Annotated in this window: 14 protein-coding genes and 1 riboswitch; of the genes, 5 read left to right on the top strand and 9 right to left on the bottom strand. The window is 34.3% G+C overall.

Annotation, left to right across the window (positions count from 1 at the left end; all coding sequences use genetic code 11):
• Nucleotides 1–250: 250 nt before the first annotated feature.
• Nucleotides 251–808, bottom strand: a complete 558-nt coding sequence (locus KAOT1_RS07685; protein WP_007094200.1) for an acyl-CoA thioesterase — start codon at nt 806–808, stop codon at nt 251–253.
• Between the two features lie 214 nt (nt 809–1,022).
• Between KAOT1_RS07685 and KAOT1_RS07680 the strand changes: the two genes are divergently transcribed.
• Both KAOT1_RS07680 and KAOT1_RS07675 read left to right on the top strand, forming a co-directional pair.
• A complete protein-coding gene (locus KAOT1_RS07680) occupies nt 1,023–3,179 on the top strand; it encodes a VIT and vWA domain-containing protein (RefSeq protein WP_007094199.1) in 2,157 nt (718 codons plus the stop codon).
• 4 nt (nt 3,180–3,183) lie between these two features.
• Nucleotides 3,184–4,194, top strand: coding sequence for a hypothetical protein (locus tag KAOT1_RS07675; protein ID WP_007094198.1), 1,011 nt, complete (start codon nt 3,184–3,186; stop codon nt 4,192–4,194).
• Nucleotides 4,195–4,203: 9 nt separating this feature from the next.
• Here the strand turns inward: KAOT1_RS07675 and KAOT1_RS07670 are convergent, their stop codons facing one another.
• A complete protein-coding gene (locus tag KAOT1_RS07670; protein ID WP_007094197.1) occupies nt 4,204–4,920 on the bottom strand; it encodes a carboxypeptidase-like regulatory domain-containing protein in 717 nt (238 codons plus the stop codon).
• Nucleotides 4,921–5,145: 225 nt separating this feature from the next.
• Here KAOT1_RS07670 and KAOT1_RS07665 point away from each other — a divergent pair, with 225 nt between their 5' ends.
• Nucleotides 5,146–5,718: a hypothetical protein gene (locus tag KAOT1_RS07665; RefSeq protein WP_007094196.1), complete on the top strand. Its 573-nt coding sequence runs from the start codon at nt 5,146–5,148 to the stop codon at nt 5,716–5,718.
• Between the two features lie 344 nt (nt 5,719–6,062).
• Here the strand turns inward: KAOT1_RS07665 and KAOT1_RS07660 are convergent, their stop codons facing one another.
• The 5 genes from KAOT1_RS07660 to KAOT1_RS07640 form a co-directional block, all read right to left on the bottom strand.
• Nucleotides 6,063–6,881, bottom strand: a complete 819-nt coding sequence (locus KAOT1_RS07660) for an SDR family oxidoreductase (RefSeq protein ID WP_007094195.1) — start codon at nt 6,879–6,881, stop codon at nt 6,063–6,065.
• 219 nt (nt 6,882–7,100) lie between these two features.
• Nucleotides 7,101–8,531, bottom strand: coding sequence for a DNA recombination protein RmuC (rmuC, locus tag KAOT1_RS07655; RefSeq protein ID WP_007094194.1), 1,431 nt, complete (start codon nt 8,529–8,531; stop codon nt 7,101–7,103).
• A 177-nt stretch (nt 8,532–8,708) separates the two neighbouring features.
• A complete protein-coding gene (locus KAOT1_RS07650) occupies nt 8,709–9,188 on the bottom strand; it encodes a hypothetical protein (protein WP_007094193.1) in 480 nt (159 codons plus the stop codon).
• Nucleotides 9,189–9,197: 9 nt separating this feature from the next.
• Nucleotides 9,198–9,725: a GNAT family N-acetyltransferase gene (locus tag KAOT1_RS07645; RefSeq protein WP_007094192.1), complete on the bottom strand. Its 528-nt coding sequence runs from the start codon at nt 9,723–9,725 to the stop codon at nt 9,198–9,200.
• An 887-nt stretch (nt 9,726–10,612) separates the two neighbouring features.
• Nucleotides 10,613–11,344 (bottom strand): ABC transporter ATP-binding protein, encoded by a 732-nt coding sequence (locus KAOT1_RS07640; protein WP_007094191.1) that lies wholly within the window; start codon nt 11,342–11,344, stop codon nt 10,613–10,615.
• 277 nt (nt 11,345–11,621) lie between these two features.
• Between KAOT1_RS07640 and KAOT1_RS07635 the strand changes: the two genes are divergently transcribed.
• Nucleotides 11,622–12,074, top strand: a complete 453-nt coding sequence (locus KAOT1_RS07635; protein WP_157560080.1) for a hypothetical protein — start codon at nt 11,622–11,624, stop codon at nt 12,072–12,074.
• A gap of 65 nt (nt 12,075–12,139) precedes the next feature.
• Here the strand turns inward: KAOT1_RS07635 and KAOT1_RS07630 are convergent, their stop codons facing one another.
• Together KAOT1_RS07630 and KAOT1_RS07625 are read right to left on the bottom strand one after the other, a co-directional pair.
• Nucleotides 12,140–13,171 (bottom strand): FecCD family ABC transporter permease, encoded by a 1,032-nt coding sequence (locus KAOT1_RS07630; RefSeq protein WP_007094189.1) that lies wholly within the window; start codon nt 13,169–13,171, stop codon nt 12,140–12,142.
• The gene (locus KAOT1_RS07625; RefSeq protein ID WP_007094188.1) at nt 13,172–14,389 is read right to left on the bottom strand and encodes an ABC transporter substrate-binding protein; all 1,218 of its coding nucleotides are present in this window, start codon (nt 14,387–14,389) and stop codon (nt 13,172–13,174) included.
• A 31-nt stretch (nt 14,390–14,420) separates the two neighbouring features.
• Nucleotides 14,421–14,656, top strand: a riboswitch (cobalamin riboswitch).
• A gap of 66 nt (nt 14,657–14,722) precedes the next feature.
• Between KAOT1_RS07625 and KAOT1_RS07620 the strand changes: the two genes are divergently transcribed.
• Nucleotides 14,723–16,585, top strand: coding sequence for a TonB-dependent receptor plug domain-containing protein (locus tag KAOT1_RS07620; RefSeq protein WP_007094187.1), 1,863 nt, complete (start codon nt 14,723–14,725; stop codon nt 16,583–16,585).
• The last annotated feature ends 24 nt before the right edge of the window (nt 16,586–16,609 follow it).

The raw sequence follows: 16,609 nt of genomic DNA, 5'->3' as shown, positions 1-16,609 counted from the left end.
GACTGTCGATATTTGAGTAGTGAATCGTAAATAATAGAAAAACAACCCATGATGTATTTTTGTTTAATATGGAACTTTAAAATATAAAATAAAAAGTATCTTTTTGAAGTATGGTTTTGCATAGAAATGACATAGTTTTGTAAACCTATAAAATTTTAAAACGCTGATTTTCATTAATTTTAAAAAAAATAGCTTTTTGGCTCAAAACCCAAAACCCAAAACTCACAACCCAAAAACCAAAACCCACACCTCACAACTCATCCGTACAAGTCACCTTAACTTTATAGTTTTCTAAATCAGAAAGGTAATCTTCTGGAACAAAATCTTCGCGATCAAATTCCTCACGTCGTTTGCGTTTCATTTCAATACGTTTTACAGCTTTTAAAAAACGTTTGATCTCTGTCGTATTTTCCAATAACAAACCGTCTACTTCAATGCCTTTTCCTTCGTCATCACGAGCAACCATAGTGAAATAGGAAGAATTACAATGCTTAACAATACCCGTTTGAATATTTTCTGCTTCTACGCGAATGCCAACAACCATCGAAGTTCGTCCAACATAATTAATAGAAGCGCGCATCGTTACCAATTCGCCAACTTCAATCGGGTTCAAAAAATCAACGGTATCTACAGAAGCTGTTACACAATACGCGCGTGAATGCTTGGAAGCGCATGCAAACGCAATTTGATCTAACAAAGAAAGCACATAACCTCCATGAATTTTTCCACTGAAATTTGAGTGTGAAGGCAACATCAATTCAGAAATAACGACTCTCGATTCCTCTGCAGATTTGTAACGTAGCGACATAATAAATGTTTAGATTTTACCATAAAAATACGGCTAATTTCTGTAAGATGAGACAACTTATAGCTCCTAATTTTTTCACTTTCGTGAGATAGTTCTCGTTGCAAAACGAATTCTAGATAAGACACAACGAATACTAAAACAACACAAATTTTAGGCGATTTTGATATGATATTTGAAGCAACAAACAAATAAAAACGATCAAAAATCCAATACTATGAAACATATTTTTATCATCTTCATTACGCTCATTTCCAGTTTTGGATTTGCGCAAAAAACAGAAAGTCCGTACTTAGAAATATTGACGCCAAATGCGGTAATTCCGTTGAAATCGACCAAAGCAAATGTGAAAATTTCCGGAAACATCGCACATGTACACATTGCACAAACCTATCAAAACACAGGAAACATTCCGATTGAGGCAAAATATGTATTTCCACTTTCCACACAAGCTGCGGTTCACAAAATGCAAATGACGATTGGCGATCGTACGATCAACGCAAAAATCTTCGAAAAACAAGAAGCGCAACGTGTGTATGACAAAGCTCTAAAAGAAGGAAAACGTGCCGCAAAACTCGATCAGCATCGTCCGAATGTATTTCAAATGAACGTTGGAAACATCATGAAAAATGATCTTGTCACTATTGATATTTACTACACAGAAATGCTCGTACCGTTAGCAGGAAATTATGAATTCGTATTTCCTGGCGTTGTTGGTCCGCGATTCACAGGCGAAAATACTTCAGGCGAAACCGTGTTCAATCAGCCATATACAGAAAAAGGAGTAGGAGATACGTTCAATTATAATTTAGACGTACAAATCAACGCAGGAATTCCCATTGCAGATGTTTCTTCAAACACACACAACATCAAAGTTCACTATCCAAACACAAGAAAAGCAGAAATATCGTTGACAAGCGAAAACAAAAATCCATCAAATCGCGATTTCATCCTAAAATACAGCATGCGCGGCAATGAAATTCAATCAGGATTATTACTCTACGAAGAAAATGGAGAAAAATTCTTCGCGTATATGATGGAACCGCCAAAAGCTTCTGTAAACATAAAACTAACAGCAAAAGAATACCTATTCGTCGTGGATGTTTCAGGTTCTATGAATGGTTATCCAATGGAAGTTTCCAAAAAATTATTACGCAACTTATTGGTCAATTTACCAGAAACCGATCACTACAACATTCTACTATTCGCTGGCGGATCGAGCGTATTAGCACCAGAACCGTTGGCGTGTACAAAAGAAAACATTCAAAAAGGAATCAACTTCCTAACCAACGAACGCGGTGGAGGCGGAACTCGTTTGCTAAATGCACTAAAAACAGCATATGCATTGCCAAGAATGGACAAAACAAGCGCACGATCAATGGTAGTAATTACAGATGGTTACGTAAGTGTAGAACGTAAAGCGTTTGAAATGATCGAACAAAACTTAGGACAAGCCAATGTGTTTACCTTCGGAATCGGTTCAGGAGTCAACCGATATTTACTAGAAGGAATGGCAAAAATTAGCAACAGCGAAACGTTTATCGCAACCGAAATGAACGAAGCCAATGACGTCGCAGAAAAATTTAGAAACTATATAAAATCACCGTTATTAACGCAAATTCGAATCAAAGCAGAAGGTTTTGATGCGTATGACGTAACGCCAAGTAGCATTCCAGATGTATTTGCTTCACGTCCAATTTTAGTTTTCGGGAAATATAGAGGCGAAGCAAAAGGTACGTTGACAATTACTGGACAAACTGGAAACGGCGTTTTTCAAAAAGAATTTCGTGTAACCGATGGCATGTTGAGCAAAGACAACGAAGCACTTCGTTACTTGTGGGCGCGTAAAAAAATAGAACGTTTGGACGATTACAAAAGGCGTTTTGGAGACCAAACAAAACACCAAGTTACTCAACTTGGATTAAAGTATAATTTAGTCACACAATACACTTCTTTTGTTGCAGTTGATAATGAAGTTGTCAATAAAAATGGCAATCGAAAAACGGTAAAGCAACCATTGCCAATGCCAAAAAATGTTAACAATAGTGCCGTTGGAGCAGCAGCTTCTGTAAAAGGAAAAACATTCATTAAAAGAAAAAAACGTACCAAAACTGCGAAAACAATAGCTGATAAGTTGAATGAAAAAGCAACAAATTGGTTTCGTGAAAATTACGGAAAAATCATAGAAAAATACTTAAAAACCTATGATGGAATTCGTGTGGAAGTTGCCAAAGATGGAACGATTGTAAAAGTAGAAATCTTAATTAACGGAAGTTGGATAACGAACGAAGTTTTGCTAGAACGTATCAATTTGATGGACGCACATGAAGTATTTGATTTAGGCAAAAAAGTAACTATCACCATCAAAAAGTAAAAGGATGAAAACGATCTATTTTATAGTGTTTTTGTGTTGTTCGGTTTCCGCTTTCGCGGGAACTGAAACAGCACTAAATAAAAGTAAAAAGCAACAACCATTGGTGTTTATCGCAGGTTTTGATGAAGGCGACAATACGTATTACAGCAACGCGAAAAACTATTTTAACAATCAATATTGTCAGGTTGTGGAAGAAGCACAAAGTTTGTCGGAAATACTACATTGGTTGCGTTTGCATTATGATGCGAATGTATATGGCGATATTCATATAGTAAGTCACAGCAATCCGTGGCGCGGTTTGTCAATGAAAACTTCCACAAATGGCGAACGTATTACTTCGGAAACGTTGCAAGTAGCGATAAAAAATAGCGAAATTATTCCGTTAGTTTCCAATTTCTTGGGAAAAGACACGAACATCGTTTTTCATTCCTGCGGATTGGGAACCAATAAAAATCTGTTGAAAAATCTTAAAACAGCATTTACCGCAGATCAGAACATTCATGTATTTGCTTCGGAATTCTTTAATGTATTTGGCGGAAAGTATGCAGGACATTATTTGGCAAAAACCTATTACGGATATTATCCAACGGCACATTCGCCAGGACCGAGAGCATTGGCGAAGGAATTTAAAAAGAACTATCCGAACGTACAAACAGATTGGGAAACGGTTTTAAAAACACGCGCCGAGCAATTACCAGGCGAAATGTATACGTATCGTTTTAATATTCCGGTGGAATGGGAATTTGAGTTTGAAGCCAAAGAAGACATTCCCAATTTTAAGAACAAACAAGAAATCATAGATTGGATTTCGGAAGATGAAAACTTACTCAATACGATCAAAGCATTCAATATTCCGATAGAAAAATTTAGATGGTTGACAAAAATTCGTGGGAACACGTTAACAATCAAAGGGAAAACAACGGTTCTATGTGTCATGCAACCGATTATGAAATCAGAAGTTTCTAGTGAATATTTACCTGTGGTTGTAAACGAAAACAGTTACACGAAAGTGTGAACACAATTATTAAAAGAAATCAGCATACATTTTTTCATAAAAATCGGGCATATGTTTTTTTACTTTTCGCGCCAATTGCCATTGATTTACTTTTTTAAAAGTTCTTGATCTTGTGACAGATTCAAACGTTATGCGTGAATTTTTTATTTTAAGAATTTTAAAAGACATCTTTTCATTTTTTGGAATCGAATTTAAATAGCCAAAAGAAATTTTACCCGAAACTTTAGAAGCTTCTTTGGGAATACTAATTTCTATTGGATGATAACCAACATAGCGAATTTCGAGCGTGATTTGAGAAGTTGGTTTGTTGATAATGGTGTTTACATTTCCATCAAAATCGCCAATAAATTCTTTGTTTTGTTCTTTAATAAGTACAGAAACACCAGGAAGCGGAACTTCTTCATCAATGATAGTCAAATCGATTTCTAGGTTGTCACTCGCGTTCGTTTGTATATGATAATCTTTGTGCAATTTGGAAGTGTAATCGCTTTCAAAAGTCAATACTAGCGAATCATCATCAGTAATTTGATAGCTTCCTTTTCCAAAAGAAGTTCCTTGGCAGCCGCTATCAACATAAGCAAACTTGTCTGTTCCGTAAAACTCAAATACTTCTACTTGAAAACCAATATCTTTTTTTTGAACGAAATACATTCCGTTGGAAATTGTCTGTGCAGAAATTTCAGAAATAATGAGACTTATAATGAGTAACAAATAGCTTTTTTTCATCACAATGATTGTTTTATAAAGTAAAAATAGCACGTTTATAAACCTTGTAAAATATAGAATGAGTGAACACTACGGTTGATTGAGTAAACTTTTTTAATATGAATTTTAACAATTTACAACGAATTCTAGATAAGTCCTAACGAATACTAAAGCTAGCCAAATTGTACTACAATTTTGCCTGATATTTGAACTATAAATCAAGTATAACAATTAAAACAAACAATTATGAAACGTACAACATTCACAGTATTAGGATTAGCCGCAATGACATTCGTAGCTTGCAACACAACACCAAAACAAGAAGTAACTCCAGCAGTTAAAGAAGTAACTAAAGAAAATATAGCGGTAGAAACCACAAAGCAGTTTGAAGAAAAAGCAATGGAAGATTGCATTGCATATTCAAAAATCGTTAATGATATTAAATTGATGGAAGCTTTTGAAGCACAACGTGTAGCAGATAGTATTGCAAAAGCTGAGTTGGAATTGAAAGAAGCATTGGCAAAAGCGGAAGAAGCAAAAAGAAAACGAGCATCAACACCAGAAGCGTTGGCAAAAAGAGCGAAAGAAGCTGAGTTATGGTTTGAAACCAACTACGCAAACACAGTAAAAGCATATAACAAAAACCACGAAGGTTTACGAGTTAAATTGACAACAAATGGTAATATTTACGAAGTAGCTTTATTGGTAAATGGCGAATGGATAACAGATCAAAAGCTAATGAGAGAATTGGAAAAAGTTGAAGTTAGCAACGAATTAGCTCCAGGAAAAGCAGTCGCAATTACGGTAAAAAATGCGTAGTATGAATTGGTTACCAAACGAACGGAAACGTGACAAAAACACCTTATCTACATAAAAGATAAGGTGTTTTTTTGATGAAATGTCAAAATTTTACTTGTATTGAACTGAGTTGGAACATCGAGAAGTATTTGGGAATAGCGAACAACAAATAACGAATAACAAATATTACATGTTTAAGTATTCTGCTGTAAGAAGCAGATTCGCTCCAAAACTCAAAATATAAAAGTATTTGAAACGTCTTTACGAGCGTTTTGAAAAAACGCGTGGTAATCAGTTATTGAAAGTTCACTAAATTTTCTTTGAAGTACTCAAACAACGCTTTGAAAGACTTAGTGTGAAAAAAATCAAATCACAAACACCATAGGATCAGGATACTGATACGAATAATCAAGTAGTTCTTTACTTTTCATATTAGCTATTTTTTTGAAAGAAACTTCGTCTGTGTCTTTAAATTTTGGTGGAGTTAAGCCAATTTTTTTCGCGGCTAACGTATAGAATTCTTCCCGTAACGGATGCTCGTCAGCACAACCATTGATAATTTCTCCCCAAACATTTCTATCAGTAATTGCCTGAATGAGTCCGATGCAATCATCTTGATGAATCATGTTGATCGGCGCTTTTCCATTGGCAACGTCTTTTTTATTTGCCAAAAATCGTCTTGGAACTCTGTCATATCCAAAAAGTCCTGCAAAACGGAGAATCGTCAATCGATTTTTTAATGTAGCTTTAAGCAAATTTTCCACAGCAAATACTGCTTTTCCAGAAGCTTTTTCTGGTTGATTGTGTTGATCTTCCGTTACCCAATCGTTTGTATTTTGATATACAGAAGTAGAACTCACAAAAATAACACGCTGTGTTTCATTGGTAAATGGTAAAATAGTCTGAATTTGCTTTTGGTAGATTTCTTCAATATTTGGAACTCGTTTCGGAGGAAAATTAATTACGATTACATCACTATTTTTGAAAAAATCGATCAATAACTCATCGTTTTCAGTCGTTCCAAGTGTAAAAACATACGGTTGAATTCCTACTTCTTTTAGTGTTTCAACTTTTTCCGCAGAAGTTGTAGAACCTTTTACAGTATAGTTTTTCGCTATAAAATGCTTTGCTAATGGCAATCCTAACCAACCACAACCTAATATGCTAATTTGTTTATTTTTCACAACGTATTTTATATTTTAGAGAACTATAATTGAATTATTAAAAATGTCAATTCGAATGAGATTTTTTATGTTGAGCAGAGTCGAAATGAAGGGATTTTTATCGATAAATACTCAAACTTTCAAGTTGTTCACGATACACTAAATCAAAGATTTAAAATCGAACTGACATTTTATATTTCAAACTAAAAAGGTATTTTTTTAAAACCCAAAACCCAAAACCTAAAACAACTTCCTTGGTTCTTCATTTTCAGAAATAGCATCTGTATCTGATTCACTTTCGGCACGTTTCAAAATAGATTCTGGAAGTGATTTCTTTGCTTTCGCGCCCATTTTTTTAATCTTTTCAATACTTTTGATGATGTTTCCACGACCTTCAAAAAGTTTGTTCATTGCAGAAGAATAATCAGATTTTGTAGCGTCAATCTTTTTACCAATTCCGATCAAATCATTCATAAAACCTTCAAATTTGTCATACAATGCACCAGCTTGTCGCGCAATTTCAATCGCGTTTCGTTGTTGCTTTTCATTGTTCCACATTGTATCAATGGTACGCAAAGTAGCGAGTAACGTAGTTGGCGTTACAATCACAATATTTTTTTCAAATGCTTTGCTATATAAAGTAGAATCTTCATTCACAGCAATGGCAAATGCAGGTTCTATCGGAATAAACATCAAGACAAAATCGGGACTTTCTATTTCGTATAAATCTTCGTATTTCTTTGCAGAAAGCTGATCTACATGACGTTTTATTGATGTTAAATGTTCTTTTAAACTCAACTCTTTCATTTCATCTTCGCTGTTTACATAACGTTCGTATGCGGTCAATGAAACTTTGGAATCGATAACCATTTTCTTGTTGTTTGGCAAATTAATCACCACATCAGGCAACACACGCGAACCATCTTCACGATTAAAATTTTGCTGTACTACATATTCACGATCTTTTTCCAAACCACTTTTTTCCAAGACGCGTTCTAAGACCAATTCGCCCCAATTTCCTTGCATTTTACTATCACCTTTCAAGGCTTTTGTCAAGTTCACAGCTTCTTGACTAATCTGAATATTGGCTTTGCTCAGTTCAGATAATTTCTCGCGCAAAGCAGAATGAATACTAATATTTTCCTTCTGACTGTCTTCTACTTTCTTTTCAAAATGCAGAATCTTCTCTTGAAGCGGCGTCAAAATATTTTTAATATTCTCTTTATTTTGTTCGGTAAATTTGGTCGATTTTTCTTCGAGAATTTTATTGGCAAGCAATTCAAAATCTTTGCGAAGTTGTTCTTGTTGTTGTTTGAGCGATTCGTCACGTTCAATATTTTGTTTTTGTAGACTTTCAAATTCAGAATTCTTTCGCGCCAATTCTACATTTAAGAAATCTTTTTCACGTCTAATTTCTTCGCGTTCGTGTTCTGTTTTGCTCAAACTTTCTTTTACCGTTTGTAATTGCTGTTGAAACGACTCGTTTTGCTTCTCATTTTCAGTATGCATCGAAATTTTCAAATCTTCAAACTGCGATTGCAACTGCCGATTGCGTTCTTGCAAACCTTCTTGTTGTGCTTTGGTTTTTAAATTTCCGATATACATTCCCAAGAAAATACCAACGGCTAAAAAAACGACAATAAGCACTATATAAATTACGATTTCTGACATGAATTAGATTTTGCGTAAAGATACTACTTTGTATCAATTTTGAATTTAAAATGGTGAATTATGAATAAATTATTGCTGACTTAACATCACAAAAGAGGTGTAAGTAAAAAACACGATATAAGTTATGTTTACACTCAAGGATTTCTAAATACTTTTGGAAAATCGTTTTTTAAAATCTTAGCTGGCATTCTTATGTAACTTTCGCGTTTTAAAAGCCACAACAATTTCAATAAAAACCGTTAAAACAATCGCAAAATATCCTGAATATAAAAAGTTAGCTAAAACTTTATTCATGGAAGTTGCCATTTCTCTTGTGGTTGTTTCGCCCATATTACCTCGAAGTATGTCATTAAAATTATTGATAGAAATACAAACTAAAATAAAACATACAATTAGTAAAGCGTTAAAAAACAGAAAGATGTAATTGGCATATTTAATTTTAAACCGCGTAAATAAGATGCGAACAAAACAAGCAAACACAATTAAAATAAGCATAAAAATAAATAACAAATACTTCGTAGGAATTACAAAATACGTATCGTGTATATTAATATCTACTGTTGTGTCGCCCGTTAAATTATCGAATCCAAAAAATACGCCTGTAAGTAGCACGACACCTGTAATAATGGTAACGACATATAAAAGTTCTTTTTTCACGTTTCTTTTTTAATTTTTGTTCATGTCTGAAAGTTGTTCAGAAAACAAAAGTACCGTATTTTTTTCAGCAAGTTGCACTTCTTTTTCAAACTGCAAACCAATTTTATGCAGTAATCCGATAGAAGCGACATTGGAAGCGTCAGTAATAGCAACTACTTTGGAAATTTGTAACACTTCTTTTGCGTGCGTTAAAGTGGCTTTTGCAGCTTCAAAAGTATATCCTTTTCGTTCAAATGCTGGCAAAAGAGCAAAGCCAATATCAATATCTTCTAGTGAATCTCTGTTGACCAAACCACACATTCCAATAGGTTTTGAAGTATTTTTGAGTTCCATTAACCACAAACCAAAACCGTTTTGCGCATAACTTTTAAGCAAATTTTCTTCAATGTATTTTTTTGCGGCTTCTAGTGTGTGGATGTTGCGATCGCCAATAAACTGAATCCAAGAAGGTGTATTGACCAATTTCAAAACAAAATCAGCGTCTTTCAATGAAAATTCGCGCAAGCGCAAACGATTGGTTTCTAATATCAATTTCAAAATATCGTCTTAAAACACTAAAGTATCCAATTAAAAGAGAAAGAAAAAACTACTAAAAAATAGTTTTGGCACGGTACTTGTTTTATACTATAACGTAACGCGGTGAGGACATTACACAGAGCTGGTTACTCGAAGTAAAGAGAGTCGCATTACATTTTGGTTGGTTAGTTAGTTAAAGAAAACACTTCACGCTTGTGGAGTGTTTTTTTTAGTAAAAAAGTTAATCTTACAAAGTCCTTAAAATGTACACACACTTGTAAGTCGATATTTATAGCTACGTGTTAACAAAACTTTTACTTATTTAACAAATAAACCGCTCTTTTTTAAGAATTCATGTAACATTTTGGCACAGAAGTTGACTTATATATTGTGTATTACGATAATGACCACGCAAAGAGTTGGTTACTTGAGCAACGCGAGTCGTATTACATTTGGTTGGTTAGTTAGTTAAAAAAACACTTCACGCTTGTGGAGTGTTTTTCTTTTTAGCATACTTTTCTAAACTTTAACACAAACACGGTTAATTTTACAATAAACTTTCCGTTTTGGCACGGAAGTTGGATTATATATTGTGTATTACGATGATGACCACGCAAAGAGTTGGTTACTTGAGCAATGCGAGTCGTATTACATTTTGGTTGGTTAGTTAGTAAAGAAACACTTCACGCTTGTGGAGTGTTTTTCTTTTTAGCATACTTTTCTAAACTTTAACACAAACACGGTTAATTTTACAATAAACTTTCCGTTTTGGCACGGAAGTTGGACTATATAATATGTATTACGATGATGACCACGCAAAGAGTTGGTTACTTGAGCAACGCGAGTCGTATTACATTTTTGGTTGGTTAGTTTTTATTGAAACGTCTTATCGCTTGATAAGGCGTTTTTTACGTTTTGGAAGTTGTATTTTTTACTTTAAAACTGCCAGAAGAAGCATCAAAAGTAATTAAATCGTTTGGAAACAAAGCTTCAAAAATACCTTGTTCAATCAATTCGCAAGGAGTTCCTGAAAAAACGCTGCCATTATTCATCACAATCATTTCATCACACAGCTGAATTGCCAAATCAATTTCATGCGTAGAAAACAACATAGTTTTTTGTGTATCGTGTGCTAATTTTTTTAAAAGATTCAACACATACGCTTTGTGATACATATCCAAATGTGTGGTTGGTTCATCTAAAATAATCATAGAAGTATCTTGCGCTAATGCACGTGCAATCATTACTTTTTGCAGTTGTCCGTCACTCAAGGTGTAACATTTTCGGTGTTTCAATTCGAGTAAATTTGTCTTTTTTAAAGCACTTTCTACAATGGCGTGATCGTTCTTAGAGAGATTTCCAATCCAATTGGTATATGGTTGACGACCGAGTGCAATCAATTCTACAACGGTTAAATTTTTGGAAGGAATTTGCTCAGTCAATACCAAACTAATTTCTCTTGCTAATGCAGCATTCGAATAGGAGTGAAGCAGTTTATTTTGTAATAAAATCTCTCCAGAAAGCGGTTCTTGAATCTTTGCCAACGTTCGCAACAACGTAGATTTCCCAATTCCATTTGCACCAACCAACGCGACTAATTTCCCTCTCGAAATCGTAACGTCAATCGCTTCTGCGATCACTTTAGCATTTGCTTTGTCTTGATAACCAATAGAAAGCGAAGTCGTTTGTAAAACCGGATATGTCTTTGTTGTAGAAATAAGTTCTTTATTGAGCGGACTAAAGTACGAATTTTATTTTTTGCTCCTAATAACATGAATTTCATAAAATACGTTTTCTTTCAAATCATAATCTATGTTAAAAATGAGAGAATTAATGATTGTTGGACTATTTTAGTTGAAAAGATTAATTTTTTTATAGTTAATGCGATATATATTTTTCCTCTTAATTCCATTTCTATTGTGTGCACAAACAAGTGATTTTTCTGAACTTTATTCTTTGGAAGATAATGAGCAAGTCACGATAGACATCATTATCGGCGGATGTTTTCACGTAAGTACGAATGCTAAGGTTTTCATCACAAAAAAAGAAACATTTTATGAGTTTATTTACATAGAAAATATATACAAAATTATAAAGAAGATTGACAGGAACCTTTTACTCTATCGAGATAAATTAAAAAAATGGATTGACGAAAATACGGAAACCTTAGCAAAATATGGGGCGAGAAAAATTATCACAGAAGAACAATATCAATCCAAAATTAAACTATTACATAACACAATCAAAGGTAATAAAGGTCGTTCTTCGAGGTTTGCTGGAGATTTTTCCATTATCAAAATCAATTCAAAACGTTTACAATTGAAAGAAAGTTTTTCTTGTAAGATAGTTTTGAACTTACAAATCAAATAATGATCTCAGAAACAACCTTAAATCCTTGAATTGAGCAAAGCGAACCTAAAAGCAAAGCGATCTATCTAAAAAATCATTTTCCGTTTTCTCACCAATAACCAAATCACTACTGGCGCGCCAATCATTGAAGTAATCGCGTTGATAGGTAAGGTAATTTCGCTAAGTGGAACTTGCGCAATACTATCACAAATCAACATCAAAATTCCACCAATCAAACACACGCTTGGCACTAGAATTTTATGATTGGTTGTATTAAAAAACAAACGTGTCAAATGCGGAACCGCCAAACCGATAAAAGCAATCGGACCAACAAAAGCGGTACAACTTCCAGCCATCAAACTAGTGGCAATAATCACAATATAACGAGATCGTTTGATGTCAATTCCGAGACTTCGTGCATAATTTTCACCCAAAAGAAAGGCATTTAATGATTTAATAGAAATAATACTCAAAATAATACCTAAAACAATCAAAAAACTAAGAATGCTCAATTCTTCCCAGTTTAAATTTCCTAACGAACCAAGCGTCCACAACATAAATTGTTTCAATTCTTCGGCATCGCTAAAATAGGTCAATACGCTTACAATTGCTGCAGTAATGCTTCCAAACATCAATCCGATAATCAAAATTGACATCGTATCTTTTACACGAAACGAAACAGCCATGACGGTTAATAATACCAGAAAACTCCCTAAACTTGCCGCAATGACCAAACTATAACTCGATAATAAAAAAGTTCCTAAAAAACCGCCAAAAATAGACGCACCCATAATCAACAACGCAACGCCTAAACTTGCACCAGAACTCAATCCGAGGACAAAAGGTCCAGAAAGCGGATTCCTAAATAATGTTTGCATCAACAAACCACTTAACGACAATCCAAAACCAACTAAAACTGCCGCAATCGCTTTTGGCAATCGGATGTCTAAAACGGTAATTCGCCAGGTTTCTTTCTCAATTTCGCCACCTGTAAATGCTGCGAAAATTCCATCAAGCGGAATTCCTACAGAACCCAAACTGATATTGAGCAAAAAACAGGCAATCAATACAAAACTAAGTACGATAAATGTGATGCGATATGATTTTTGTGCAACCAATTATAACAAAGGTTTAAAAAAGTATGGTTCGTAATTTGGTAAAATCTCAGGATGAATCGCTTTGATAATATCTTTTAACACAATATCTGGTCGTGTTGGTGCCAATTCATAATACATCGTTCCGCCTGTTTTACCAATCGTATTAGCGGTACTGTAGATTTTTTTATTTTTAAAAGGTGCAAATTTTGTGTACAATTCACTAGCTTTTTTGAGGTCTTCATAACTTTTAAAGCGTGCAGGTCCAATCCAAATATCTGCTTCCGAAGCTTTGTCTAACACACTTTCAATACTTAACGATAAACTTCCTGTTCCTTCCGAATCTTTCCAGAGATAATCAGCATTTGCATCAATCAAATATTGTGCTTGAAAACTTTCGCCCGCAGGCAAATACCAAATATCTTTATACATTGCGCCCGCTAGAATCGTAGGTTTTGTAGTGGCTTTTTTTGCCAATTCTTTAGCTTCATTGTAATTTTTTTCAATCGTATCAAAAACTTCAGAAGCTTTTGCTTCTTTATGAAAAAACGGCGCAAAAAAGTGAATCCATTCTGCGCGTCCAAGTGGCGTTTTTTCTGTCCAATCGCCATTGTAAACCACAGGAATATTTGCCTTTTGAATGGTTTTATACGTCGGATTTGAATTATTGATAGAAAATCCAATCACCAATTCAGGTTGTAAATCAATTAATAATTCAATATTTATCTGATCGTTTTGTCCAATATCTTTCACCTTATCGGAATCAATCAAAGCACGTGTTTTTTCAGAAGAAATGTAATCAGTATCTGGAAAACCAACCAACGTAGTTTCTACCCCAAGCATTTCTAAAGTAGGAATGTGTGTAGTAGAAGTTACTACAATACGTTCAACAGGAGTTAATACAATTGCATCATATGCATCGCGTGGCAGTGTCATAGCAGCGGCTTTTTCTCTCGGAATCAGTGCATAGGTAAAATCTTTATCAGCATCTGGCCAAGGCGATAGTACTTTAATAATCGTTAAATCTCCTTGTTTTTCAATAGTAAATCCTTTGGCGTGTTGAAGTGTACTTGTATTTTTTTCAGAAACGACAGGAATTGGAAGTTTTTGCTCTATAGCTTCTTTTTTCTCCGTTTTACACGAGAAAGAAAAGATGCATAATGTCAATAATAATAGGTAAATCGATTTGATAGGTTGCATAAATGGTGTTGCTAATTTTTTCAAAAATACTATTATTTTCATGTTTTATGTAGATAGATTCTAAAGAATGTTTATTTTTGCGCCGAATTTTGGTTTCGAGACTACGTTAGTATTCTCGGATTAAAAGGGAATCAAGTGAAAAGGCAACGCGCCTTCAGTCTTGAACTGTTCCCGCAACTGTAAGCATGTGCTGGCTTTGTTCAGTACCTCACTTCAAAATGAGTTGCTATAACTACATGACCACTGAATTTTCGGGAAGGTATATAGCAAATTGCAAGTCAGGAGACCTGCCAAATTTCATAATTAATGTCAAACTTTCGGGATAAAAGTTTGCGTATGGAAACCCATACTTTATTCCCATAAAACGAAAATTAAATGAAAAAAACAGTACTATCTGTTAGTGCCTTGTTTTTGGCTTGTACTGCCGTATTTGCACAACAACAAGATGAAACTGAAAACCTTGATGAGGTGGTCATTTCTGATTCGCGCCATGCGTTGAAAAGAGAAAATTCTGGTAAAACCGTGATTACGATTTCGAGTGAAGAAATTAAAAAAAATCAAGGAAAAACCGTTGCCGAAGTTATCAATACCAAAAGTGGAATTGAAATTTTGGGAAGTAGAAGTAACGCCGGACAAAACTTGAGTTATTTTGTGCGTGGAGGAAACAATCGTCAGGTATTGATTATGATTGATGGAATTCAGGTAAATGATCCTTCGTCAATTTCAAATGATTTTGACTTACGTCTGATTGCGTTAGATCAAATTGAGTCTATTGAAATCATAAAAGGTGCTTCAAGTACATTGTATGGAAGTGGCGCAGCAACTGCTGTAATTAGCATTACGACCAAGAAAGCTTCGGAAGATAACATTGCTTTGCGTGTGAATAGTTCTTTTGGAACGAATCAATCACAAGACGATTCCGATTATAATATCAACGATTTTTCAAACAGTGCGCGCATTGATGGAACGGTTGATAATTTGTCGTATGTAGTAGGTTTTGGACATCAAAATACAGTTGGTTTATCGGCTGTAATTGGAGAAGAAAGCGATCGTTTTTCACGAATTAATACCAATGTTCGTATTGGATATAAATTTTCGGATGCTTTTGAAGCAAGTATTTTTGGAAACATGGACAAGTTTAAAAACGATTTTGACAATTCTTCGCCAAGAGTCGATGCCAATTTTACAGGAGAAAGTGAACAATATCGTTTTGGAATTGCTCCAAAATATACGTACAAAAATGGTAGCGTAACCATGAATGCTGCTTATACAAAGATTGATCGTGAATTTCGTTCAAACTTTCCATCTACGTTTGAAGGAGAAACTATTGCGCTAGACATTTTTAATAAGTATAACTTTAGCAACAAATTTTACACCGTTGTTGGATTGAATTATATTGACAACCAAACGGTTTTCGCGGAAGAACAATCGTCTTCCATCGTAGATCCGTATGTAAATGTTGTATATGTATCTGATTTCGGAATGAACGTAAATGCTGGTGGACGTTTAAATAATCATAGTGAATATGGAACACATTTTACCTATAATTTAAATCCATCATATCGTATGCCACTTGGCAAAGGTTATGTAAAAGGATTTGCTTCGTATAGTACGTCATTTATCGCACCAACCTTGTCGCAATTATTTGGGAATTTTGGACCAAATCCAGATTTAGAACCAGAAGAAAATACAACGTTAGAAGGTGGAGTAGAAGTGAAGTTATCTAAAAAATTACGTGCAAGTGCCGTATATTTCAACAGAAAAGAAGAAAACTTTATCGATTATGTTGTTACGGATTTTACAACGTTTGCTGGAGAATATCAAAATGTAGAAGATGAGTTTACTGTAAATGGTTTCGAATTTGAAGTATTTGCAACGCCAATTGAAAACTTAACAATTGATGCAAACTATACATTTACAGAGAAAAAAGATGTAAAAGTGTTGCGTATACCAAAACACAAAGCAAACTTAAATGTTGGCTATGCATTTTCGTCTAAAACGAATGCAGGATTGTCTTATCAATTTACATCTGAGCGTTTAGATACTGATTTTACTACATTTCAAGATGTTACGTTGGAATCTTTCAACTTGATTGGTGCAAATCTAAATCATCAATTTAGCAAACGCTTAAGCGCATTTGTAAACGTATCAAATATATTCAACGAAGAATATACCGAAATTACAGGATTTACAACCAGAGGAACAAATGTTCGTGTTGGTTTTTCGCTAAACCTGTAAAGTTTATTTAATACAATAGTATGT

Origin of the sequence: Kordia algicida OT-1 (assembly GCF_000154725.1) — a bacterium.
GTDB classification, from domain to species: Bacteria; Bacteroidota; Bacteroidia; order Flavobacteriales; family Flavobacteriaceae; genus Kordia; species Kordia algicida.
The sequence above is the reverse complement of the archived record's forward strand: the minus strand, read 5'-3'. Positions and strand labels throughout refer to the sequence as shown.